Annotated in this window: 22 protein-coding genes and 4 tRNA genes; 2 read left to right on the top strand and 24 right to left on the bottom strand. The window is 50.0% G+C overall.

The genetic code is table 11. The features are described 5' to 3' along the window. Positions 1 to 151: 151 nt before the first annotated feature. From CLFS41_RS13845 to CLFS41_RS13820, 6 genes are all read right to left on the bottom strand, one after another. A tRNA-Gly gene (locus CLFS41_RS13845) sits at positions 152 to 222 on the bottom strand. A gap of 99 nt (positions 223 to 321) precedes the next feature. Continuing rightward, positions 322 to 1,053: an amino acid ABC transporter ATP-binding protein gene (locus CLFS41_RS13840; RefSeq protein ID WP_045092572.1), complete on the bottom strand. Its 732-nt coding sequence runs from the start codon at positions 1,051 to 1,053 to the stop codon at positions 322 to 324. Then, positions 1,043 to 1,723 (bottom strand): amino acid ABC transporter permease, encoded by a 681-nt coding sequence (locus CLFS41_RS13835; protein WP_007857928.1) that lies wholly within the window; start codon positions 1,721 to 1,723, stop codon positions 1,043 to 1,045. Before CLFS41_RS13835 ends, CLFS41_RS13840 begins: the two co-directional genes overlap by 11 nt. Positions 1,724 to 1,920: 197 nt before the next feature. Then, the gene (locus CLFS41_RS13830) at positions 1,921 to 2,769 is read right to left on the bottom strand and encodes a transporter substrate-binding domain-containing protein (protein WP_007857930.1); all 849 of its coding nucleotides are present in this window, start codon (positions 2,767 to 2,769) and stop codon (positions 1,921 to 1,923) included. A gap of 206 nt (positions 2,770 to 2,975) precedes the next feature. After that, the gene (locus tag CLFS41_RS13825; RefSeq protein WP_045092571.1) at positions 2,976 to 4,946 is read right to left on the bottom strand and encodes a fructose-bisphosphatase class III; all 1,971 of its coding nucleotides are present in this window, start codon (positions 4,944 to 4,946) and stop codon (positions 2,976 to 2,978) included. An 89-nt stretch (positions 4,947 to 5,035) separates the two neighbouring features. Then, complete coding sequence (locus CLFS41_RS13820) at positions 5,036 to 6,283, bottom strand: AI-2E family transporter (RefSeq protein WP_007857937.1); 1,248 nt, start codon at positions 6,281 to 6,283, stop codon at positions 5,036 to 5,038. A gap of 307 nt (positions 6,284 to 6,590) precedes the next feature. On the opposite strand from CLFS41_RS13820, the gene CLFS41_RS13815 reads away from it, so the two are divergent. Then, complete coding sequence (locus tag CLFS41_RS13815; RefSeq protein WP_007857938.1) at positions 6,591 to 6,899, top strand: DUF3837 family protein; 309 nt, start codon at positions 6,591 to 6,593, stop codon at positions 6,897 to 6,899. A gap of 5 nt (positions 6,900 to 6,904) precedes the next feature. Then, a complete protein-coding gene (locus CLFS41_RS13810; RefSeq protein WP_007857939.1) occupies positions 6,905 to 7,273 on the top strand; it encodes a DsrE family protein in 369 nt (122 codons plus the stop codon). Positions 7,274 to 7,343: 70 nt separating this feature from the next. Here CLFS41_RS13810 and CLFS41_RS13805 read toward each other — a convergent pair whose 3' ends face one another. The 18 genes from CLFS41_RS13805 to CLFS41_RS13725 all read right to left on the bottom strand — a co-directional run bounded on the left by CLFS41_RS13805 (position 7,344) and on the right by CLFS41_RS13725 (position 23,958). Beyond that, entirely contained in the window at positions 7,344 to 8,315 is a 972-nt protein-coding gene (locus CLFS41_RS13805) for a hypothetical protein (protein WP_007857941.1), read from the bottom strand. 124 nt (positions 8,316 to 8,439) lie between these two features. Then, positions 8,440 to 8,793 (bottom strand): hypothetical protein, encoded by a 354-nt coding sequence (locus CLFS41_RS13800; protein WP_045092570.1) that lies wholly within the window; start codon positions 8,791 to 8,793, stop codon positions 8,440 to 8,442. Next, positions 8,793 to 9,857 carry a hypothetical protein gene (locus tag CLFS41_RS13795; RefSeq protein ID WP_045092569.1) on the bottom strand — a complete coding sequence of 355 codons (1,065 nt, stop codon included), beginning with the start codon at positions 9,855 to 9,857 and terminating at the stop codon, positions 8,793 to 8,795. The genes CLFS41_RS13800 and CLFS41_RS13795 overlap by 1 nt, the downstream gene beginning before the upstream one ends. A 223-nt stretch (positions 9,858 to 10,080) precedes the next feature. Continuing rightward, on the bottom strand, positions 10,081 to 10,725 hold the full coding sequence (gene kdpC / locus CLFS41_RS13790) for a K(+)-transporting ATPase subunit C (RefSeq protein WP_007857946.1): 645 nt from the start codon (positions 10,723 to 10,725) through the stop codon (positions 10,081 to 10,083). Between the two features lie 39 nt (positions 10,726 to 10,764). Beyond that, complete coding sequence (kdpB, locus tag CLFS41_RS13785; RefSeq protein WP_045092568.1) at positions 10,765 to 12,852, bottom strand: potassium-transporting ATPase subunit KdpB; 2,088 nt, start codon at positions 12,850 to 12,852, stop codon at positions 10,765 to 10,767. Between the two features lie 19 nt (positions 12,853 to 12,871). After that, positions 12,872 to 14,584 (bottom strand): potassium-transporting ATPase subunit KdpA, encoded by a 1,713-nt coding sequence (kdpA, locus tag CLFS41_RS13780; RefSeq protein ID WP_045092567.1) that lies wholly within the window; start codon positions 14,582 to 14,584, stop codon positions 12,872 to 12,874. Between the two features lie 61 nt (positions 14,585 to 14,645). After that, positions 14,646 to 14,735 (bottom strand): K(+)-transporting ATPase subunit F, encoded by a 90-nt coding sequence (gene kdpF / locus CLFS41_RS29465; RefSeq protein WP_082082584.1) that lies wholly within the window; start codon positions 14,733 to 14,735, stop codon positions 14,646 to 14,648. Positions 14,736 to 14,986: 251 nt separating this feature from the next. Continuing rightward, positions 14,987 to 15,676, bottom strand: a complete 690-nt coding sequence (locus CLFS41_RS13775; protein ID WP_161797489.1) for a response regulator transcription factor — start codon at positions 15,674 to 15,676, stop codon at positions 14,987 to 14,989. Between the two features lie 240 nt (positions 15,677 to 15,916). Beyond that, a tRNA-Thr gene (locus tag CLFS41_RS13770) sits at positions 15,917 to 15,989 on the bottom strand. A 68-nt stretch (positions 15,990 to 16,057) separates the two neighbouring features. After that, positions 16,058 to 16,129: transfer RNA gene (locus tag CLFS41_RS13765), tRNA-Glu, on the bottom strand. A gap of 10 nt (positions 16,130 to 16,139) precedes the next feature. Beyond that, positions 16,140 to 16,213, bottom strand: a tRNA-Pro gene (locus CLFS41_RS13760). Positions 16,214 to 16,292: 79 nt separating this feature from the next. Then, the gene (locus CLFS41_RS13755; protein ID WP_045092565.1) at positions 16,293 to 16,487 is read right to left on the bottom strand and encodes a heavy-metal-associated domain-containing protein; all 195 of its coding nucleotides are present in this window, start codon (positions 16,485 to 16,487) and stop codon (positions 16,293 to 16,295) included. Positions 16,488 to 16,515: 28 nt separating this feature from the next. Beyond that, positions 16,516 to 17,661, bottom strand: a complete 1,146-nt coding sequence (locus CLFS41_RS13750) for a hypothetical protein (RefSeq protein WP_330376827.1) — start codon at positions 17,659 to 17,661, stop codon at positions 16,516 to 16,518. Positions 17,662 to 17,684: 23 nt separating this feature from the next. Beyond that, positions 17,685 to 19,142 (bottom strand): MBOAT family O-acyltransferase, encoded by a 1,458-nt coding sequence (locus tag CLFS41_RS13745; protein ID WP_045092564.1) that lies wholly within the window; start codon positions 19,140 to 19,142, stop codon positions 17,685 to 17,687. A gap of 33 nt (positions 19,143 to 19,175) precedes the next feature. Then, positions 19,176 to 21,536 (bottom strand): heavy metal translocating P-type ATPase, encoded by a 2,361-nt coding sequence (locus CLFS41_RS13740; protein ID WP_045092563.1) that lies wholly within the window; start codon positions 21,534 to 21,536, stop codon positions 19,176 to 19,178. A 127-nt stretch (positions 21,537 to 21,663) separates the two neighbouring features. Further along, entirely contained in the window at positions 21,664 to 22,152 is a 489-nt protein-coding gene (locus CLFS41_RS13735) for a hypothetical protein (protein ID WP_007857956.1), read from the bottom strand. 2 nt (positions 22,153 to 22,154) lie between these two features. Beyond that, positions 22,155 to 22,355, bottom strand: coding sequence for a helix-turn-helix transcriptional regulator (locus CLFS41_RS13730; RefSeq protein ID WP_007857957.1), 201 nt, complete (start codon positions 22,353 to 22,355; stop codon positions 22,155 to 22,157). A 229-nt stretch (positions 22,356 to 22,584) separates the two neighbouring features. Beyond that, positions 22,585 to 23,958 (bottom strand): sodium-dependent transporter, encoded by a 1,374-nt coding sequence (locus CLFS41_RS13725; RefSeq protein ID WP_007857959.1) that lies wholly within the window; start codon positions 23,956 to 23,958, stop codon positions 22,585 to 22,587. Positions 23,959 to 24,166 lie beyond the last annotated feature (208 nt).

Raw genomic sequence — 24,166 nt, 5'->3', positions numbered from 1 at the left:
CATACGTACGTTTCATCTTATAGTATTAAAACATATTTGTATTGTTTTGGCAAGTTTTGAGGGAGAAAAATTCTCCTGTGTAAAAATCTCCTGCCGTTTTGATGATTTTAAGAAACAAAAAAGGCCCTGTATTCACAAGGCCCTCAGTGTAAGCAGATGACGGGAATCGAACCCGCCTCCCCAGCTTGGGAAGCTGGTGTTCTACCGATGAACTACATCTGCACAACACTGATATTATACCACATCTTCCCGATATTTCAAGCAGATTTTATAAAATTTGGAAATTTTTTTATATGTTCTCTTATATTCGTCCTGCCATCTCTACAATACCTTGTTTAAAAAGCTTCTGGTACGCTCCTCCCTGGGGTTCCCAAATACCTCCTCAGGCGTGCCTTCCTCCACAATATACCCTTCATCCATAAAGATCACCCGGTCGGCCACTTCCCTGGCAAATCCCATCTCATGGGTGACCACCACCATGGTCATGCCATCGGCTGCCAGCTGCTTCATAACCTCCAAAACTTCTCCTACCATCTCAGGATCCAGGGCCGAGGTGGGCTCATCAAAGAGCATGACATCCGGATTCATGGCCAGGGAACGGGCAATTGCCACCCTCTGCTTCTGTCCCCCGGAGAGCTGTCCCGGATATGCATCCGCCTTATCAGCCAGCCCCACCCGGTTCAGAAGCTCCATTGCCTTTTTGTCCGCGTCAGCCTTGTTCAGAAGTTTCAGCTCCGTGGGAGCCAACGTAATGTTCTCACGCACCGTAAGGTGGGGGAACAGGTTAAAATGCTGGAACACCATGCCAATGTTCTCACGCACCTTGTTGATATTGGTGTTGGGATCGGAAATCGGATGGCCGTCCACCACAACATCACCTGCCGTGATCTTCTCCAAACGGTTAAGGCAACGCAGAAACGTACTTTTACCCGAGCCGGAAGGCCCGATCATACACACGACCTCCCCTTCCCTTATCTCAATATTGATATCCTTTAAAACTTCCAGATCCCCAAAGCTTTTCTGGAGTTTCTTAACTGAAATCTTATTTTCCATAGGACACTCTCCTCTCCACATATTTTGCCATCCTGGACAGTATGGTACATACAACCAGGTAGAAAATTGCCACGGCCAGGTAAATGGGCATTACCATGGAACTGGCATTGGCGGCAATGATTTTGCCGTTCTGTGTAAGCTCCCTTGGGCCGATGACAGAAATCAGGGATGTATCCTTCAGCGTGATAATGAACTGGTTAATGATGGTGGGAAGCATGGTGCGGAATGCCTGGGGCAGGATCACCTTTCTCATGGCCTTGCCGTAGGACAGTCCAAGGCTTCTGGCCGCCTCCATCTGTCCCTTGTCCACAGCCTCAATGCCGCCTCTGATGATCTCGGCCATATAGGCGCCCGCATTCAGGCTCAGGGTCACGCAGCCTGCCGTAAAGGCCCCGCCGTAAAGGTTCCACTGGAACCCCAAGGGACGCAGCATACTGCCCACTCCATAGTACATGATATAGACCTGCACCAGAAGCGGCGTTCCTCTGATGATATCAATATAAAAATTGGCAATCACCTTCAGCGCCTTAAAGTCAGAGACCTTAAACAGTCCAAAGATCACTCCCAGGACCGTGGCGCAAAGAAGTGAAATGACCGTCATCTGCATGGTGATTCCCAATGCCTTAAAAAACGATGGGTAATACTGTGTCAAAATGTTAATAATCTGCATACTATCATCCTTTTCTCTTTTATAAGCTGCATGTGTCCTCCGGCAGGCTGCCGGACCGTTATAGCCAAATTTAAAACACTTAGCGCCACTGCATGTAACTGCTTTAAATTTATCCATAACATTTGTTTTCACATTCAGGCGCCGGTCCTGCTCCTGGCAGCAACCGGCGCTCATTGACTGCTGTGTGCCAGCAGTACTTATTTAGCAATATAGGTGTTCAGAATCTCTTCATACTTTCCATTTGCCTTGATGTTCTCCAGTCCCTTGTTGAACATGTCAACCAGTTCTGGATTAGCGCCCTTTAAGGTTGCAAAGCCATAGGAAGAACCTTTTTCCATATCAGTGGGAAGTGTCAGTTCAAGGCCTCTGGAAATCTCATAGCCGATTACAGGATAATCCTCAAAGCAGGCAGCCGCCTCGCCGCTGAGAACTGCCTGGTACATGTCGGAGGAGCTCTCGTACTGTGTCACCTCAAAACCATACTGGTCAGCAATGGACTCCGCAAAGGTGCATCCTTCCGTACCGATCTTTGCAGCCACATTCTGTCCCTTTAACTGGTCATATGTAGTGATGTCGGAACCGGACAGCACTGCCATTCCAACACCGGAATCATAGTATGGTTCAGAAAAATCGTATTTCTGTATCCTCTCATCTGTGATGGACATGCCAGCGATCACGCCATCGCACTCTCCGGACTCCAGAGCGATACATGCTGCGGAAAATCCAACCGGAATCACTTCATACTCAAATCCCTGGTCCTGGGCAATTGCCTTTAAAATATCCAGGTCAATCCCCACCATCTCACCCTTCTCATTCTCAAATTCAAATGGGGCAAATGTGGTATCCGTGTTGATGACGTACTTCTTTCCTGACGCTGCGGTACCTGCTGCTGATTCAGCTGCCGTGGTATCGGCCGCGCTGGTATCGGCCGCTGCCTCTGTTGCCGCCGTGGTATCGGCCGTGGTCGTCTCCGCCGGCTTGGAACCACATCCGGCCATGGAAAGTACCATAACAGCTGCCATTGATAATGCCATGAATTTTTTCATATCTACTTCCTCCTTTTGCTCAATGAAATAAAATAAGGGTGACTTTAATACATCCTGTCCCCTTTGACCTGTGACGCACCTGCATCATGCAGAATACTATAACACAAAGAAAAGCCAAAGTCAACTTATTGTAACTACCACAATCGAAAAATTGTGGTTTTCCGTAACAGTTCAGGACGGCGGGAAAACAAGTGCAAAAGCGGGGTCTAAATCCCCTGGCGAACCGGAAATTTCTCCACGATCTTCCCTGTGTGATATGCCTCCAGGAGCATTTCCAGATCACGTATCTTTGTCTTCAGCTGGCATCCCACATCCGTATCGCCCACAAGCTTGCGGTTGGACACCCGTTTGACAATGATGCTCTCCGAGTGGATATCGCTTTCCTTTTCTATGGCCGCCTCCGTGGACTCAAAGGGTTCATGGGCTGCCAGGATCAGCCCGTAGGAATTATAGCTGAGCGTATAACCTGCAATGCCGGTTTCCTTCTGGTATGCCCGTGAAAATCCGCCGTCAATGACCAGCACCTTTCCGCCGCATTTGACGGGATTCTCGCCGTTTTTTGACTTCACGGGCACATGGCCGTTGATGATGTGCCCCTCCTCCTGGGAAAGTCCGAATTCATCCAATATTGCCCGGGCCGTGGCCTCATCCTCCAAAAGGCTGTAGTAGGGATTCTTCTTCTCCCTGTGCGTCTCCTTGTCTGTCAGGAAATACCGCTCAAAGGTAGCCATCTTGTCCTTGCCAAACAGCGGGGAGTTCTGATGGAGCCAGATATACCAGCAGATATCCCTTCCCTTTTTCTGTTCCTCACAGTCGGTGGACATAAAACCCTTGCGAACATAGCTGTCCAGCCGTTCATATAGGGCCTTGCCCTTACAGGTTTCCCCGTATATCTCAACTTCCTTAAAGCTGCCGTCCTCATTTAGAGGGATGCAGCCGTGATAGAGGAGGTTTCCGTTGTATACCTTGTACAGGCTGCCTTTGGCCAGCAGAAAACGCATATGCTGCTGCAGTTTTTCACAGTTCATGAATGCCTTTACCAGGCGTTCCATGATCCCTTCCTCCTCCTCTGTCAGCCGGTATGGATCCGCCGGGTCCACGGTGGGGAAATGACAGTCCGTCATCTGGTACTCCTTCCCATCCAGACAGATGGTGCCTTTCTCAAAATCAACCAGATGGAGAAGATTCCTGGCCTCCAGTTCAAATTCCGGATGCTCCTTGATGAGCTGTCCCTCCACCTTAAACTGGATAATGGAGATGGCTTTGTGCATCTTCATATTCAGGTCCGTCTCGCTGGGACTGCAGGTGTTGGTCCCCTTAAGCACAAAACAGGTGCAGGGATCATTTCCATAGACGTCCAGGGCAAAGGTGGCCAGCGGAAGCAGGTTGATGCCATATCCGTCTTCCAGGATATCCAGGTTTCCGTACCTTGCACAGATGCGGATCGCATTTGCAATGCATCCCCTCTGCCCCACCGCGGCTCCCATCCAGAGCACATCATGGTTCCCCCACTGAATGTCCAGGGAATGATAGGACATAAGCTTATCCATGATGATATGGGGTCCCGGCCCCCTGTCATATATATCTCCCAGTATGTGCAGATGGTCTACAATGAGGCGCTGGATCAGTTCACACAGGGCCACGATAAATTCCCCGGCCCGGCCCACCCGTATGATGGTCCGCACAATGGCGCTGTAGTAGGATTCCTTATCCCTCACATCCACCTTTTCCGTGATCAGCTCCTCGATCACATAGGCAAATTCTGGCGGCAGGGCCTTTCTCACTTTAGATCGGGTGTATTTGCTCGCCGCCCGCTTGCTCACCTCAATGAGGCGGTACAGGGTTATCTTATACCAATCCTCCCTGTTATGTACCTGATCCAGGATCTGCGCCATCTTCTCCCTGGGATAATAGATCAGGGTGGCCAGTTTCTGCTTATCCTGGCTGCTCAGCGTGTTTCCGAACACGTCATTTACCTTGCGCCGCACAGCTCCCGACCCATTTTTTAACACATGGGAAAATGCTTCATATTCCCCATGGATATCTGTCAGGAAATGCTCGGTCCCTTTTGGCAGGTTCAAAATGGCCTCCAGATTGATCACCTCCGTGGAAGCTGCCGCAATGGTGGGGTACAGTTCCGACAACCGCTCCAGATACCTAGTTTCAAGATTACTCATAGTTACCTCCTCCCTGTTTAAAAGGGCCTGCCACCCTTACAGCGGGAAAGCAGGCCCGAATACCGGCCGGTATCAGACAACGGGAACATTTACTCCTGTATGTCCCGGTCGATATAAATCTTTTCTTCTTCATCTATATGGTCCAGGCGCAGATAATCCTCCGTTCTGGAGGACAGGTCCTTTTTCACAAGGGAATTGCTCACATACATGGATGTAAGCCTGTATATAACGGCAAATGTGGGAACCCCGATGATCATTCCCACAAAGCCCATGAGTCCGCCAAACAGCAGGATGGAAAACAGCACCCAGAAGCTGGGAAGCCCCGTGGAATCCCCCAGTATCTTCGGCCCCAGGATATTGCCGTCAAATTGCTGTAAAATCAGTATGAAAATGAGGAAATACAGGCACTTCATGGGACTGACCAAAAGGATCAGGAATGCGCTGGGTATGGCTCCGATAAAGGGGCCGAAAAAGGGGATCACATTGGTCACGCCTATGATCACACTGATGAGGAGCACATAGGGCATTTTCAGGAATTTCAGGGCAAAAAAGCACATGATCCCGATGATCAGGGAATCCAGAAGCTTGCCGGTGATAAAACCGCCGAACACACCGTGGGCAAAACGCACTTCACTTACGATCCGGTTGGCTTCCTTGAGCTTGAACACACTGTATATGATCTTCTTGGACTGGGCTGCCAGGGTATCCTTGATATTCAGGAAATAAACCATGACAATCACGCCGATCAATATATTCTTCACCACCGTAACCACGTTCAGCAGTCCCGTGGACAGCTGTCCGATGATCATTGACATGTTGGGGACCAGCTTCTCGGTGAGCCACTTCTGGAATTCCTCCACAGCCTGCTCATAATATGGCATAACAGCCTGCTGGACATCCGGGTTGTCCTCAAACAGCTTGGTCATCCAAAGGGTCAGGTTGTTGATATACTCTCCTATACTCTCCTGCAGCCCGATGATACTGGTGTAGATCTGGGGGATGATCATACTGAACAACCCAGCCACAATGGCGAACAATACAATAAGGCTTACCAGGGTGCCGGCCGTCTTGGCCAGCTTTCCGATGGCAGACTCACTTTTCATAACAGTCTTCAGCTTCAGCGTGGTGCATGCTCTTGTCTTATTGTAAATGGGCAGCATCAGATATGCCAGCACTGCCCCGTATATGATGGGCATCAGAATGGAGGCAATCTTCCCCAGCGCCCCGGATACCAGTTCAAACCGGGACAGAAAGAATCCAAACGCCACGCTGAGGGCGATCACGGCAAGGGCGGTGGTGCCCCAGTATATATAATTTTTAAATCTTGGGTTTTTCATGTACTATACTCCTATATCTTAAGTATTCCGTCATTTTCACAGGTCATACACCTGGACTTCCGTTTTAGTATACCATAAGCAGATGTTTCCAGCAATTGAGATTTATTTGAACCCGATGTTCCGGGGAAATTTTCACGGTTTCTTAACGCCTGTACCCCCTTCCCATTGCCCTGTTCCCTGCCCTTTAAAAGGAAACTCACACAAATCCTCGCATTTGTGGTATGATAGGGTTTACAGGAGTGCTCCGGGGACCCCTTTATATCCGGATCCCCAGGAGTGCCCCAGCAATTGATCGAGGTGTTGAACTATGTCATACATTATAAAAATGGCCCTGGATATCAAGGCCCGTTTTGAACCCCCCGCCCCCATGACATCTCCCCTGGAGGCCTACTGCGCCATCGGCACCATTGCCAAGGCCATGAAATTCAAGATGCCGGACCGGCAGGACACCCTGTTTCAGATGCGTGAAAAACTGAACGCTGACATAGGCCCGGATGGGCCTGAAGATGAGCGCATCAGAAAGATACATACCATCCTTATGAATTTCATCCGGGATGATGAGACAACAGATCAGATGATGGAATATGTCGCATATGGATATGAGAATGAGAGGTGACGGAAATGGATTATACGGAATATAGGGTTATTTTTCATATTGACGAACGTTCCAAATGGAAGCTGCTTCTGGGCAATGTGGAAAACCTGCTGCAGGCAGCTGATTCCCATGAGGATTGTCAAAGCATCACAGTGGAAGTACTGGCCAACAGCGAAGCAGTGCTGGAGTACGCCCCGGCCAGAGGCGCCGGCAGTTACTCGGCCCAAATGGCCGGTCTGCATCAAAGGGGTGTTACCTTTGCCGCCTGCAGGAATGCAATGAAAGGCAACGGTCTTACCGAGACGGATTTGGAAGATTTTGTGGTTGCGGTGCCTGCCGGTGTGATGGAACTGGTAAAGCGGCAGGCTCAGGGTTACGGTTATATCAAGCCGTAACCCGTTGAGCTGCAATACCGTTAAGCGGGCCATACCCCTGTCGGGCTCTGATATTGTTAAACGGGCAGGATTATGTCCTGCCTTTTTTCCTGGTCATTACGTAGATCAGGGACGCGGTCAGGGCCACGGTCAGTATGATCATGCCTGCCACCGGAAGGAGAAGTCCGTACTCAGCCCTTCCTGTTTTGGGGAGGGCTTGAAGCTCCTCCTGCGACACGGCCTGGATCAGTGTCGGCTCTTCCGGCTGGCCAAGTCCGCCTTTGTCCTGACCCGGATCGCTTAGATTGACCCAGAAATCCCTGTTCCCGTAATAGTAACCGCAGTACCCCCACAGATCCCCGTTGGGATCCTTATATATCATATCAAACTGCATATCACTTTCCATTATCTTCAGTTCATTGTACCAGTCTTCAGCCCCCGGATACTGCCACAGATAAATGATCCCCTGTTCCGGCATTTCAACACGGGGCATGGATTCCTGGTCTGTCTCCTGCAGCTCACCCTTATGTTCTTCCCGGAAACTCTGTCCATCGTAGACCACCAGAAGGTCTGTCATGGGGATCCAGCCCACAGCCGCGCCATCCTCCCATCCATAATCCATCACCGGACTGCCGTTTTCATCCATGCGGTACTGAACCACTCCCCAGGTCCCGGAACGCCCGGTATCATAGGTCATGGAAACATAAAACACCGCTCCATTGGCAATGTGGTCTATGATCTTCCCTGTATCCGGCTGTTCCATGACCGTCACATATCCGTTGGAACCATTGGCATAATACCTGCGTCCCACATATTCGCAGTCCTCATAGTGCTCCTCGTAAAAGGAGTCATTGGGGGTCCATATCACGTCTCCATAGGCAGTCCCATTGCCCAGAAAACAGATGGATACTGCCAAAAGCATGCACCAAATCCACGGAACAGCATACCGCACTTCTGCCCGTTCCATCTCTGCCCGTTCCATCTTTGCCCGTTTCACCTCTGCCCGTTTCCTGTCCCTCTGTTTCCTTCCCCAACACGTCCTGCCGCCAAAACCGCTTTTCATCTTGATCTCCTCCTACTTTTTATCTCCTCCGGCTTATCCTCTGGTCCCATCTTTTATTCCCGCCTTTAGCATCTGCCTTCTATTTCTGTCTTCCATCCCCGCCTTTAGCATCTGCCTTCCCGCTCTATCTGCCGGCCAGCGATGTGATGGTCGCTCCCACAGTAAAAGAAAACAGGTTGGCCCCTGCTGAAAACAGCCAGGGACGGCGGATCCGTCTGGATGCCGCCCTGTAGCACAGCCCTTCGGCCGCCGCCGCGCCTATCTCCAGCGCCGCTGTAACCGCTGCCTGGTTCTGTCCCATATACAGCAGATTCACATAATTAAGAAACACCACCGCCGGATTAGTCAGCAGGTTTACAAGTATCACCAATATCATATCCCAGGGATTCCTGATTCCAAGGATCATTCCAAAACCAAGTTCCAGCACAATGGTCAGCGCCAGCGATATGGCCAGTGTTTTTAATATCCATATTCCCATTAGTTTACCACCTGCCTTAATCCCCACCCCAGAAGGAACAGGGACAGGACAGCCATGGGCGCCATCCCCGCCGGCGCAGATGCCGCAGTGAAAAGACCGGCAGATGACAGCAGGTTCCTTGTCCCTGATCCGGCGCCTTCCAGATAGACCGGGCAAAAGCCAAGGAACAGGCCAAATGTGAGAAGGCCGAAGCCAAATCCCTTTGCGCCGGGAAAGGCCCCGGCCACTGCCCAGAGTGTGAGGGGCATGGACATGTTCCAGAAAAGCACGGCCCCCAGCCCGCCAAAGGGATGCTCCAAACATAGAAATCCCAGCGCGGCTGCGCCCATGGAGAGGAACGCTGTCCTCGTGATGCCCATCCGGTCCCCCAGGATCCCTCCCAGGATCTTTCCCAGCACTACGCACAATATAAGGAGCAGGGCGCCTCCAGGAAAAGTCTCTTTCCAGGGAAACTTCTGGACCATGCCGGAAAAAGATCTCAGTATAACGGCACACAGGCAGCATCCCACAGCCAGAAGAATCCGCCGGGAACGCGCCCTGTTTTCAAACCGGACAGGCAGGTTTCCTGAGGAACGCCATAAGCCGCGGCTGTCTGCGGCCACAGGGATGAGAACCGCTGACAAAAGCAACAGCCCGGCGACCCAGATGGCCATACCCGTTCCTGTCTTTCCCGCCACTGTTCCAATATAGACGCCCAACGCTCCCGGAGCCACAAACAGGCCCAGAGGCCCTGCTTTCTTTTCACAGTGGTTCAGCACATCGATCCCGCCTCCCACATGAAAACAGGCGTTGCCGACCCCCGCGGTCAGGGAAGCGGCAGCGGGATATCCGGCAGCTCCCAGTCCCAACCCGGCCAGGACACCCACACATCCACCCGCAGCCACCATACCGTTGCGGTTCAACCGGTCGGCAGCCGCGCCAATGGGCATTTGCATGGCAAAGGCACAGAAATTATAAACAAGCAGCCAAAGGTACCACCCTTCCCCTCCCACCACATAGGCAAATACAAGAAAGGCACATGATAAATCCACTGCCATATGGACCAGCGCATAAATTCCCGTCACCTGTTCTCCCCCTTACCCGGGTCCTGCGGTTTGTTCCTGAACCTGCCATCCCCTGCATTCTTTTGGATATCCGGGATATCCATATTCTTCCTTTACTATACCACAGGAATTATGGGCATTGTTTTAATATTTGCTTACGGTTCCTAAAAGAAAAACGGCAAAAAAGCGGAGGGATGGTTTCCGCCCCCTCCGCAATTACCTGCGCCCGCTGCATAAATCATCCCTACTCTCTTGAGATCATGCCCAACGCTTCCGCTATGTCCAGATTACAGCCAAGTACGTTGACTGTCTCTTCACCGAAGATGCCTAATGTCTTACCTGTGGTATTCCTGTCTATGATGGAATTCAGCTCATCTTCTGTCAGGCCCGAGGCTTCCATGACAGCTCCAACCTGTACTCTGGCCCCCTGAACCGTTATATGCGGGTCCAGGCCGGACCCCGATGCAGTCAGGAGCTCAGAGGGTATATCTTCCTGTTTCACACCGGGATGATCTTTCATCCAGGCGGCCAGGTCTGCTTCCACCCGCGCCTTCAGATCCGGATTGGAATTTCCATAATTATAGGAACCGGATGACACACCGCCATAGCTGCCCTCTGCTTTTTCCTCCTCTGTATAGCAATTATAATTGACTGAAGAGATCCTTCCGTGGAAAAAGCGGGAATCCTCAAATTGCTGCCCTACATATTCAGAGCCCACCACCTGTTCCTGGCCGTCCACAGTAACCGTAATCAGGCTTCCGTTTGCCTGTTTTGGGAAAAGTGCCTGCCCGGCCAGGGTTAATGCCGCCGGATATACCACACAGCATAACACGCCCAGAACCAGGGAACATTTAAATGCGCTGTTTAAATACTTCATAACTGATTTCATATTTTTTATCTCCTTCCGGCCGTTTTATTTGCCTTGATTTTATAAGCCTAACAATGCAAGTAACGGTGACACCATGACATCGATGATCTTAATTCCTATAAATGGCACGATCACACCGCCCACTCCATAGATTCCCATATTTTTAAGCAGCATCTTATCAGACCGCATGGGCTTATATTTTACTCCACGCATGGCAATGGGAATCAGGCTGGGGATGATGATGGCATTAAATATAAGCGCCGAAAGGATTGCACTGTATGGGGTTGTGAGCTTCATGATATTCAACATGTTCATCTGCGGAATCACCAACATGAACATTGCCGGTATGATGGCAAAATATTTGGCCACATCATTGGCAATTGAAAACGTGGTCAATGACCCTCTTGTAATCAAAAGCTGCTTGCCTATTTCCACCACTTCCAGGATTTTTGTCGGGTCGGAATCCAGATCCACCATGTTGGCCGCCTCTTTGGCCGCCTGGGTCCCCGAATTCATTGCAAGTCCCACATCCGCCTGCGCCAGAGCCGGAGCATCATTGGTTCCGTCTCCTGTCATTGCCACGATTTTTCCCTCAGCCTGCTCTTTCCTGATTTCAGTAATTTTATCTTCCGGCTTGCATTCGGCGATAAAACCGTCCACACCGGCTTCCTTTGCAATGGTTGCGGCAGTTAGTGGGTTATCGCCGGTACACATAATGGTCTTGATGCCAATTTCCCGAAGTCTTGCAAAACGCTCCACCAGCCCCGGTTTTACCGTATCTTTCAAATAAATGACGCCGAGAATACGGTTGTCTCTGCAAACAGTAAGAGGTGTTCCGCCTAATTTTGATATTTCCTCTACAATCGTGTCCAAATCCTTTGGAAGCTTTCCGCCATGGGCGCTCACAAATGCCTTGATCGCCTCTCCCGCCCCTTTTCGTATCCTGGTGCCGTCCTCCAGATCAACTCCCGACATCTTGGATTGGGCTGTAAACTCGATGAAATCCATGTTCTTCTCAACGGAAAGATCGATCCTGCTCCCCATCTTCTTCCCCAACTCCACAATGGACTTTCCCTCAGGTGTTGTATCTTCCAGCGATGACAATACCGCCAAGTCAATCAGTTCCCGTTGATCTGCCCCTGCCACCGGCCGGAAATCCGCCGCAAGGCGGTTGCCAAATGTGATGGTACCTGTTTTATCAAGTATCATTGTATCCACGTCACCACAAGCCTCCACAGCCTTTCCTGACATGGCGATCACATTAAATCTGGTAACGCGGTCCATGCCCGCGATACCGATTGCAGACAGCAGCCCTCCAATGGTGGTAGGGATCAGGCAGACCATCAGCGCAATCAATGTTGCCACCGGAATCTGTACCCCTGAATAGACCGCAAAGGGGTATAGGCACACAATGACGATCAGGAATATAATAGTCAGCCCTACCAGCAATGTGTTAAGAGCGATTTCATTTGGCGTCTTCTGCCTGGACGCTCCCTCTACCAGGGCAATCATTTTATCGAGGAAAGAACTTCCCGGTTCCGCTGCGATTTTTATCTTCAGCCAGTCTGATACCACAGTCGTTCCGCCTGTCACGGAGGAAAAGTCACCTCCGGCTTCGCGGGTAACCGGCGCGGATTCACCCGTGATGGCCGATTCGTCAACAGAGGCAATTCCTTCAATGACCTCGCCGTCATTGGGGATCAGCTCGTTCATCCTGACCATCACCACATCTCCCTTTTTCAGTTCAGAAGCCGGAATGTCCGTCTCTGAACCATCCGGCATCAGCAGATGGGCAATGGTGTCCTTTTTTGTCTTCTTAAGGGTTTCCGCCTGAGCCTTTCCCCTTCCTTCCGCTACTGATTCAGCAAAGTTTGCAAATAATACAGTGATAAAAAGGATGATGGTAACAATGACATTATACGCCCTCAGGGACGCCACGGAAAACCCGTCTCCCATGGCATCTACATCTCCAAACATATTTGGGATAAAACAGAGAAGAAGGGTTATAAAAAATCCTATCTCAACCACAAACATGACCGGGTTCTTACTCATATATCTTGGATCAAGCTTCTGGAATGCCCCCATTATGGAGTTTTTCAGTATATCCTTTGTTATGAATTTTGTTGTTTGCTGTTTCTTGTTTGACATTTGAAATTTCCTCCTTAACTTAACCCATTACCGGGAACCAGACTGTCAGGTGCTCCGCGATGGGTCCCAGCGCCAGTGCCGGAAAGAACGTCAATGCCGCGAATATATATACGACAAACACAAGAATCAATGTAAATATTACATTATCCGTTCTAAGTGTACCGATCGTTTCATTTACCTTTCGTTTGGCAAGAATGCTTCCGGCAATTGCCAGCTGCAGTATAATAGCCGGAAAACGTCCAAAATACATTGCCAAGCCTGCCGTCATGTTCCAGAAAACAGAGTTATCTGCAAGCCCCTCAAAGCCGGATCCATTGTTTGCCGCTGAGGAACTATATTCATACAGTACCTGGGACAGACCGTGGAACCCCGGATTGGTAATCCCCTCAAGGCCGCCTGCCGTGGATACGGCCAGAGCTGAAAAGCCAAGGATCAGCAGCGGATGAATGATAAGGCAGACCGCCACCAGTTTCATCTCCCGCCCTTCTATCTTCTTGCCCAGGTATTCCGGTGTACGCCCAATCATCAGGCCGCTGATAAACACCGCCAATATGACATACATGACCATGTTCATCAGGCCTACGCCCTTTCCTCCAAATACACAGTTGAGCATCATATGGAGCAAAGGTACCAATCCTCCTAACGGCGTCAGTGTATCATGCATGTTATTAACGGTTCCGGTTGTAAATGAAGTGGTCGTAGTGGTGAATAACGCTGACTGGGCAATTCCAAACCGCACTTCCTTTCCTTCATAGGATCCCATATCCTGATTCAGGCCCACGCCTGCAAGGATGGGATTACCTGCTTTTTCAGATACATAGCAGACTGCCAGGCCTGCCATGAAGATAATGGCCATTGCTGCAAACACAGTCCTGCCCTGTTTCCCGAAGATAGTCTTCTTCCCCAGTTCCCTGCGCTTGTCGGCAATCATACGGCCAAAAGCAATCACACAAGCACCCGGAAGAATCATCATGGAATAAAGCTCTGCAATATTTGATATGATCGTAGGGTTTTCCAATGGTGTGGATGAGTTGGCTCCCAGAAATCCACCTCCGTTTGTTCCCACATGCTTAATGGATTCCAGCGCTGCAATGGGTCCCGTTGCAATATCCTGGAGTTTTCCCTCCATTGTATGTACCGTAAAGTTTGACTGGAAGTTCTGCGGTGTACCCTGCCAGATCAAAATCAGTCCTACTATAAATGCAATGGGAATCAGGATACGTGTGGTGTTCCTGACCATGTCTTCATAAAAATTACCCATAGGTCTCCCGGACATACCGCGGCAGAATGCCATACAGGCTGCGTATCCGGTTGCCGCCGAGGTGAACATCATAAATATGATGACAACCACCTGGCTCAGGTAGGTCAGGCCGGATTCGCCGGAGTAATGCTGAAGGTTCGTGTTGGTCATAAATGAAATGATCGTGTTATAGGAAAGGGTGGGTTCCATTGCCCCAATCTTATTGGGATTCAGGAAAAGCAATCCCTGCAGCCTTAAAACCAAGTAACCGATCAATATCATAACTGCATTTGTCATAAGCAGGTTAAGGGCATAGGTTTTCCAGCTCATATTCCCCCGCTCAATGCGGCAGACCTTATAAATCCGATTGTCGATCCGGTCAAATACAGGATCAGCAAATGTCTTTTGTTTTGTTGCCACATGATACAGATAAATTCCCACAGGAACCACCAAAACCATGTAAATGAGCAACGTCATCAATATCTGAAACATCTCTATTCTTCCTCCTCTTAATCTGTTGTGCACTCCCGGAGACTCCGAGGGTACACCTGTCTTACAGCTTTTCCGGATACACAAGCGCATACACCAGATATGCAGCCATTCCTGCAATGATGATCCCTAAGATAATCATACGATTCCTCACTCCTTTTTTATTCCGTCCTTTAAAATCCTGAACCGCCTTACTGCTTCTCCTTTGGATCCACCTGGGATTCACACCAGTCCACAAACAGCTTCATCAGCACGCAGCTGGCTAATATGGTGCCAACCATACAAATATCCATCATTTACATTTCCTCCTTCATATACGTTGCAACTGTTTTCGTATTGTAGCATCAAACCATATAAAAATTCCAATGGGATTCCCCCTATTGCTTATAAATATTTCATAAAGCATTATTCTACCAATCGGTATCCCGCTCCTTCAACAGTTTGGATAAAACGTGGATTTTGATAGTCGTCATCTATTTTCTTTCGGACTGTCCCGATATAAACCCTTATCTTCCGGATATCCACTTTGAGGCTTTTCCCCCACACAGCATCGTTAATGTCTTCATAGGTCATCAGGCGCCCTCTGTTGTTGATGAGGACTGACAGCAGCCTATATTCCGTAGGCGTCAAATGCACACTCCTGCCATGGACAATGACTCTCATCTTTCCGAAATCAACGGTCAGATATCTCATCTTGAATATGGGCTGTTCCTGTGTGTCCTCAACCAGCATTCTGCGCCTGCACCTTGCTCTTATCCTGGCAAGAAATTCTCCCTCGCCAAATGGTTTCCTGATGTAATCATCCGCACCGCATTCCAATGCCTCGATCACAATTGCATCCTCCCCTTTCATAAATGATGTTGCAATAATAGGTATCTGTGACACACTCCGTACATCCCTTATGAATTCCAGCGCCCCATAGTCCTCCAGCATCATGTCCAAGATAATCAGATCCATTGAACTGTTCCTTAAAACAGACCAGCCAACCTTACCCTTATCTGTCAATACGCATTGATACTTATGCTTTTCAAGAAAAGACCCCATGTACTTTTGCACCTGGGAATCACTTTCAATCACTAAAATCCGTTCAAACACAATCCACATGCCTCCCTATTGCTGTCAAACATGGTAAATACTGCCCTAATACCATAACAAATAAGCATATAAAGAAGCCATACGGCTTTTGCTCATGACAATAAATATTGTATAAGCGCTGAGATATGGCCTGTTCGTCATAACGTCCTGATATGTGAAAAACAAAAAAGAGGCTATAAAAGCCTCTTCAAAATCTTTTAAAATTTAAATAAACCCCTGTAAACACAGGGGTTTTAATCAAGCCACTGGCCGGACTCGAACCGGCGACCCACGCATTACGAATGCGTTGCGCTACCAACTGCGCTACAGTGGCATCCGAACAGCTTTCACTGTCCAACAAGATGACACGAGGCTGTCGCATCAGCAACAGCCTCATCATCATGACCTGACCGGGAATCGAACCCGGGTTTACGCCGTGAGAGGGCATCGTCTTAGCCGCTTGACCATCAGGCCTTAAGGTACATCGAGGCGACGTGATTCGAACACGCGGCCTCTGCGTCCCGAACGCAGCGCTCTACCAAACTGAGCCACGCCTCGATACCTTTGGTAGTATAATACAATTAAGCTGGAATGTCAACCATAAATTGTCAAAGTTTTTAAAATAATTTTGAAAATATTATACTTCCACTGCCGAGAAACCCAATCCGTCCAAAATCTCCACTGCTTTTGCCTCACAGGAACCGCATCCGTCAATGGTCACTGTCTTGGAATCCAGATCCACCTTATTTTTAATATCAGCGGCATCCAGCCCTTTTTTTATCCTGTTTACACAGCCCCCGCACATCATTTCCTCGCATTTGAACGTCTTCATCTCAGTCTCCTTTTCAGTCGTCATTTTATCAGTAGATATCATTGTAGTCATAGTTTGCATAGAAATCAGTGATTCTATCAAAATATTCCTCTTTATTTTCCCTGGTCAGCCGGTGCTCTCCCGCTGCCATCCATTCCAGAAGCTGGTCTCCCACCTTTTCCGAGTAGTGGATGACATCCATGTAATTGTCCAGATCACAGATAATTGAGAACTGGTCGTCAAAACCAAAAAGCCGGATATTGTCACACTCCGTCAGCATGTCCGTCATAAGCCTGAGAGCGGAAAGCTGCCGTTCAAACTCGCCTTTTGCGATCAGCTCACTGTGCCAATAGGCAATGCTGTAGGGCGGGATAAAACAATAAAAGGTAATGTCCGGGTTCGCCCTGGCCGTGGCCAGGATATTCTGCTCCACATTCTCCCGGACCAGTTCACGGTCCTCCTGGGTAAAGGGAACCGGCTCCTTGACTGAGTCAGGACGATCAAATGTTTTTAGCACTGCCTCCCTTCCCCATTCCTTGTCCGGAGCCCAGTGCATGTATTCGTCAAAGGTGGTCGTGCGCCCGCCCGCTCTGGTCCTGGCAAAGACGCCCCTCACATTTCCAAAGATCACTTCCTTGTTCCATATGTAATTCACATCATTCCAGGGATTCCTGTCATTTAAGTAATCGGGCGCCGGCGCCGTGGTATTCCAGGCATCCTTGTCATACATGAGGAAGCTTTTATCCAGGCTCCTGAACACCATTTTGATCCGGGGATGATAGGAAACAGCCCGCCTGACCGCCTCATCCACCTCTTTATAATATGCGCCTCCGTATGGTATCTTGATGGAGGTCACTCCAAACAGCCGGTCGAACTGGGACGCTTTAAAGTTCTCCGTCATAGAGGTGCCTGTCAGCACCGCGTCATATGTAAAATGCCGGCTGATGCCGTCATTCTGATAGCGCTCACTGTCAATGGAATAGGCCAGCCCCCGAAGGGGTTTGTGGTAATGGAAAAATGGATCCACAGCCACTACAATACCCCCCAGCAGGACCAGACCTGCCAGAAATATTCCCAGCGTAGCCCAAAGCCACCTTCCCCAGCCCCCCTGCTCTGCTTTTTTGCGTGTCCCCGGTTCACCGGTCTGTGTCTTTTCCCGGCCTTTGCCTGTTTTGTCCTCTGTCCGCATATCCAATGTCTTTTCTCCCGTAGCTCTTTTTAAAATTGAAAATAGATAAAGGTGGAGATCCCAGCAAGTGAGATCACCGACCACACCAAAAGCAGCGCGGTGCCTATACTCCTTAACAGGGTGGGCTTAAGTTCAGCTTCCCCCATATTCCTGGTATTCATCACCAGGTAAAGGGCTATGGCATGAATTAAAACTACACAAAAAACCCTGTGGCTCTGGATTGCCAGGGGCAGCTCTACCAGTTTAAAGCTTCCCAGCCATCCGGGACTCAGCTGCATGTTGTCAAGCCGCACCAGCTGTTTAAGGAACTGCTTTGCCTGGGAAATGCTGTCCGCCCGGAATATGACCCAGGTCATATTCACAAACAGAAAGGTTGCCATCCATTGGAATGCCGTGTGAAGCTGGTTCCACTGCTTCTCAAAGGCCCTGTTAAGGGCCTGGGCCGCCCCGTGCAGTGCGCCCCAAAGGATAAAAGTCCAGTTGGCCCCGTGCCACAGGCCGCTGGCCAGAAACACAATCATGATATTCACATAGGTCCGCACTGTCCCCTTTCTGCTTCCCCCCAGGGGGAAATATATGTAAGTCCGCAGAAAACGCGTCAGCGTCATATGCCAGCGTTTCCAGAAATCCACGGGCGACAGCGCCTTGTAGGGCGAATCGAAATTTGGGGGCAGTTCCAGATTAAACATCCGGGATATCCCCATTGCCATATCACAGTAGCCGCTGAAATCAAAATACAGCTGGAACGCGTAGGCCAGCATTACAAGAAATGCATCCGTGGAGCTTAACATTTCCACCTGAGCATATCCCCAGGCGACAGGACTGGCAAAAAACTCGGCCAGGATCACTTTTTTAAACAGGCCCACTGCAAATACCATCAGTCCCTTGGACATGTGTTCCGGATTCATGTTCCTGCGGGATTCATCCCAAAGCTGTGGTATAAATTCCCTGTGCAACAGGATCGGACCCATGGCGATCTTCGGAAAATAGACCGTAAAGAGAACATAATCCAAAAAGCCGTATTCTCCCGTCTCACCGCGCCAGGAGTCCACCAGCCATGCAATCTGCTGGAAGGTAAAAAAGCTGATTCCCACGGGCAGGAGGATTTTTGACAGCACCAGATCCTGACGGAAGATCAGGTTCAGGTTTTCAATGAAAAAATTAAAATATTTATAATAGAATAAAAGGCCCAGATTGGCCGCAATTGCAATGGTAAGAAGCGCTTTGCCAAAACTGGGGCTTTGGGCAGGACGGTTGCCGTCATTTGCCCCGCTTCTATAAAACATACGTGAGATCCACCAGTTAAACACTGCACTGATCAAAAGGAGCACCAGATACCACGGGTTCCCATAGGCAAAAAACAGTAAGGACATGGCTGCCAGAAACATTCTGGCCGCCCTCTCCTTACCAAAGTGGTGCAATCCGAAATACCCTGTCAGGGCCGCCGGAAGAAAGATCATTATAAAGAGATAAGAGTTAAACTGCATGGGTGTCATTTCCTTTGTCATTGGTTTTTACAATCAGAGTTTCAGATTCTTAAGCCGCAAAGCGTTTCCAACCACGCACACGGAGCTTAAGGACATGGCAAATCCGCCAAGCATGGGGCTTAACAGCGGGCCGCCCATCAGGTACAGCAGCCCGGCCGCCACCGGGATCCCCAGCGTATTATAGAAAAAAGCCCAGAACAGGTTCTGCCTGATATTGCGAATGGTGGCTTTGCTGAGCTTAATGGCCCGGTACACATCCATCAGATCGGATTTCATCAGCACCACATCACCTGATTCCAGGGCAATATCGCTGCCGTTTCCAATGGCGCATCCCACGTCCGCCTGGACCAAGGCCGGCGCATCGTTGATGCCGTCACCTACCATCATAACTGTTTTTCCCTCTTTCTGCAACCGGTTTACCACATCAGCCTTGTCCTCAGGCAGAACTTCCGCCACCACGTGATCCACATGGGCCAGCTTTCCGATATAACGTGCCGTTTTCTCATTATCGCCTGTGACCATGTGGACCTGGACACCCAGGCTTTTGATCTTTTCCACGGCCGCCACGCTTGTTTCCTTGATGGTATCCGCAACACAGATCAGCCCGGCCAGCCGGCCGTCAATTACAATATACATGGGCGTCTTTCCCATTCCCGCAAATTCCGCGGCCTGGTTCCCTGTTTCCTCGGATACCGGTACATTCAGATGTTCCACCAGCCTGCGGTTGCCCACAGCCACCTTCCATCCCTTCCAGGCGGTAATAATGCCCGCTCCCGTCACACTCTCAAATGCTTCCGGCATCACCAGATCCATCTGCTTATCCCTGGCAGCCCGGACAATGGCCTGGCCCAATGGATGTTCCGACATCTGCTCACAGGAGGCTGCCAGGAAAAGCAGGTGTTCCTTCTTCTCAGCATCGGACGGCGGTGCTGCTTTGGTGGTGTCTGCGGGAGCGGATGCAGGCACGGTTCCGGGCACCAACGCGCTTTCCAGCTTCCATACCTGTTCCACCACCGCACTGCTGATCACGCTCACATCCGTCACCTTCGGCCTGCCCTCAGTGATCGTTCCTGTTTTATCCAGAATCACCGCGTCCACTTTATGACATATTTCCAGCGCTTCGCCGCTCTTGATCAAGATTCCGTGTCCTGCTCCCACCCCGGTTCCCACCATGATGGCAGTGGGTGTGGCAAGCCCCAGGGCACAGGGGCAGGCGATGACCAGCACCGCCACAAAGATGGTCAGCACAAATGCCAGATCCTTGCCGCCCACCAGCCACCACAAAAGTGCGGCCACCACAGCGATGCCCATTACTGCCGGCACAAAGTAACCCGCCACCTGGTCGGCCAGCTTGGAAATGGGTGCTTTCTTTCCCTGGGCATCCTCTATCATACGGATGATTCTGGAAAGCGTGGTATCATTTCCCACATGGGTCACTTCCACCTCCATGGCCCCGTTGTAGTTCATGCTTCCGCCGATCACCCGGTCACCGGACTGCTTTTCCACCGGAACGCTCTCCCCTGTCAGCATGGACTCGTCCACACTGCTGTTTCCGTTGATAAGGACACCGTCCAGCGGGATCCGGCTGCCCGGCTTGATCAGTATGTGCTGCCCCACACCCACCTGCGCTGTCTCCACCTCACGCTCCACTCCATTTTCATAAAGAATGGCTGTGTCGGGCGCCAGTTCCATCAGCTTGCGGATGGCTTCGGACGTCTTTCCCTTGCTTCTGGTCTCCATATACTTGCCCAGCATCACAAGTGTTACGACCACGGCCGCTGATTCGTAGTAGAGCTGATGGGCCCTCATATGGTTGTCCGGTACTCCCAGGGTCATCACAAGGCTGTAAATAAACGCGCTTCCTGTTCCAATGGCCACCAGGGAGTCCATGTTGGGGTTTCCCTTTAAAAGGGAGCGGATACCCACCACATAGAATTTGCGCCCGCAGATCAGGATGGGCACTGTGAGGATCAGCTGTGCCAATGAAAAGTTCAGGGGATTTTGATCCATGGCGATCATACTGGGAAGGGGCAGTGTAAAGGGCAGCATATGTCCCATGGAAATATACAGCAGAGGGATGGCAAAGCAGACCGCGACCACCACCTGGCGCCTGGCGGCCTGCTGGTGTTTCTCCTGCCTTTGCCACTCCTCTTCCTCCGCCTTCCCGGTCAGGTCCTCCTTCTCCATCAGACTGGCGGCAAATCCGGCCTTTGCCACCCTGTCGCTGATCATGTCCGGGGTCACCTTACTCTCATCATAAGTAATGACCATACGGCCCGTGGTCAGGTTCACATCACTGCTCTCCACTCCGCCAAGTTTTCTTGTGACCCGTTCCACCGCACTGCTGCACGCCGCGCAGGTCATTCCGTCTATGTGATACTGCTTTGTTGTCATATGCTCTGCTCCTTTCCGGTTTTCCACGGTTAGTATGTCCTGCACGGAAAGGCTTTATCAGATTTTCTGTCCATATTGCTAAAAATTTCATACCGGCCTTTTTACTGCAAACCGGATCGTCCATGGTTTACATGGCCTTCTGCAGCATCCGGCGGAATATCACCAGGATCACCCCATAGCACGCGATCACTGCCATCAGGGTTCTGGATACGGTCAGGCTGATGAATCCGCTCACCAGAATACCGATATAGAGCAGGATCATCACCGTATACCCGGTGTAGGCCCAGCAGCGCAGCCCCAACAGGCGGTTTCTCTCATCTGTCTCATAGATCTTCCTGGCCTTTCTAAGCTCCGGGTCCTTCAGATACCGCATATTCCTCATCACGGTTATGATGCCCGCAGCCATCAGCCCCACTCCGGTTCCTCCGTAGAATCCCGGGATGTATTCCCGGTAACCCGGTTCCAGATACAAAACAAACACATGACTTTTGGATATAAACGCCATCCCCAGGGCCGCCGCTCCTAAAAGTGCAAACAGGATTCCCGTTATTATGCGGCTTCTGCACCGCTTTTCAAAGTTAATTGGATTCTCAATAAATAATTGACTCAGCCACATGGTCATTCCTCCTCCTCATATAAAAAAATATCCTCAATGCTTTTCTCAAAAAACCTGGCGATCTTAAACGCCAGCTGAAGGGATGCGTTATACTTCCCATTCTCCAGGGAAATGATGGTCTGCCTGGTTACTCCCAGGGCAGACGCCAGCTCTTCCTGGGTCACCTTGTTCTGCTTTCGCAGCTCCTGTATCCTTGTCTTCAATCACATCACCCCTTGCCTGACTGTCATTTTATGCTTCGTAAATGTAAATCATGCTTTACATTTTTAGTATAGTCTGCTTTACATTAAATGTCAAGCTAATTTTACATTTACTGATAGATACATAAAAATACCCTTTTTTCCTCCACTATAAAAACAAACAGGCAGCCTGACCGCTTCCATGGCCAGGCTGCCTGTTGATCGTCTGTTATTTCTGACTCTGAATTAAAACTTATTTCACCATAAATTTTGATACATATCCCTGTATAAAGATGCCCAGCACGATCAGGGGCAGGATATAACTCACGTAAATCCTGGCCCAGGCCGGGAACTTGATTCCCTCACCCTCATTGGCCTCGGCCATAAATTTCTTAAAACCCCATCCATACCTGCTGGTACAGAACAGAAGGTACAGCATACTGCCAATGGGCAAAAGATTATTGCTGAGAATAAAATCCTCCAGATCAAGCACCGTGCTGCCCTCCCCCAGAGGCGCAAAGCCGCTCCACAGGTTAAAGCCCAATACACAGGGGACCGATAAAAGGATGATGACCACAATATTGCAGATGACTGCTTTTTTGATGGTGCATCCCGTCAGATCCGTTGCAAAGGATATGATGTTCTGGAACACTGCAATGATGGTGGAAAATGCAGCAAAGGACATAAACAGGAAAAACAGGGTCCCCCATATCCTTCCGCCAGCCATATGGTTAAATACATTGGGAAGGGTAATAAAGATCAGGGACGGACCTGCCTTGGACTCAATGTTGTAAGCAAAGCATGCCGGGAAAATGATCAGTCCGGCCATAAACGCCACCAGGGTATCTAACAGAGCAACACTGATCGCCTCACCTGTCAGAGTCCTCTCTTTTCCAATATAGCTTCCGAATATGGCCAGCGCGCCAATTCCAATGCTCAGTGTAAAAAAGGACTGTCCCAGAGCGGCAAATACAGCTTCGCCGATCCCTGCCTCCGCCATCTTGCCAAAATCAGGCATCAGGTAAAATTTAAGGCCGGGGCCGCCTCCGGGAAGGATCATGGAATGAACGGCCAATACCACCATAAGCACAAGCAGACATAACATCATGACCTTGGTGATCCGCTCCACGCCTTTTTGAAGCCCCATGGCGCAGACGCCAAAGCACAGGAATACCACCGCCACCATAAAACCGCCCATGAGGGCCGGGTTTGCAAGCATGGATCCAAACTCCCCTGCCACCGCATCCGCCTCAAGTCCGGTAAAATCACCTTTCATCATCTTAAAAAAGTAAAGGAGCATCCATCCGCCAACCGTGGTATAAAACATCATTAACAGGTAGTTTCCTGCCATGGCGATATACTTGGTCAGGTGCCACTTGCTCTCCTTTGGCTCCAGCACATCAAATGACAGAGCAGCACTTTTCCGGCTGGCCCGTCCCACTGCAAATTCCATTACCACAATAGGCAGTCCCAAGATCAGGAGGAACACCAGGTAGACCAGCACAAATGCAGCGCCTCCGTATTCTCCCACGATATATGGGAAACGCCACACATTTCCCAGACCAATGGCACATCCGGCTGATATCAGGATAAAACCCAGTCTGGATGAAAACTTTTCGCGTTCCATATTTAATCCCCCGTTTCGTAATATAAACCTAAAGCGCCTTTACGGTGTGCTAAAACACACCTGAATCAAAGGCGCTTTCATATATTATCATATTATCGGTCAAATATCAACTGGGGATTCTCCAGAGCCCCCTTGTCTCTGTGAGCCCTCTGTGAACAGTGACAGGTTCATACATTTACCCCTTGTCTCTATAGATCTTATCTCTTAG

It is taken from the genome of Clostridium sp. FS41, from assembly GCF_000954015.1.
Lineage (GTDB): Bacteria > Bacillota > Clostridia > Lachnospirales > Lachnospiraceae > Enterocloster > Enterocloster citroniae.
This window is presented reverse-complemented; position numbering and strand designations above follow the sequence as displayed.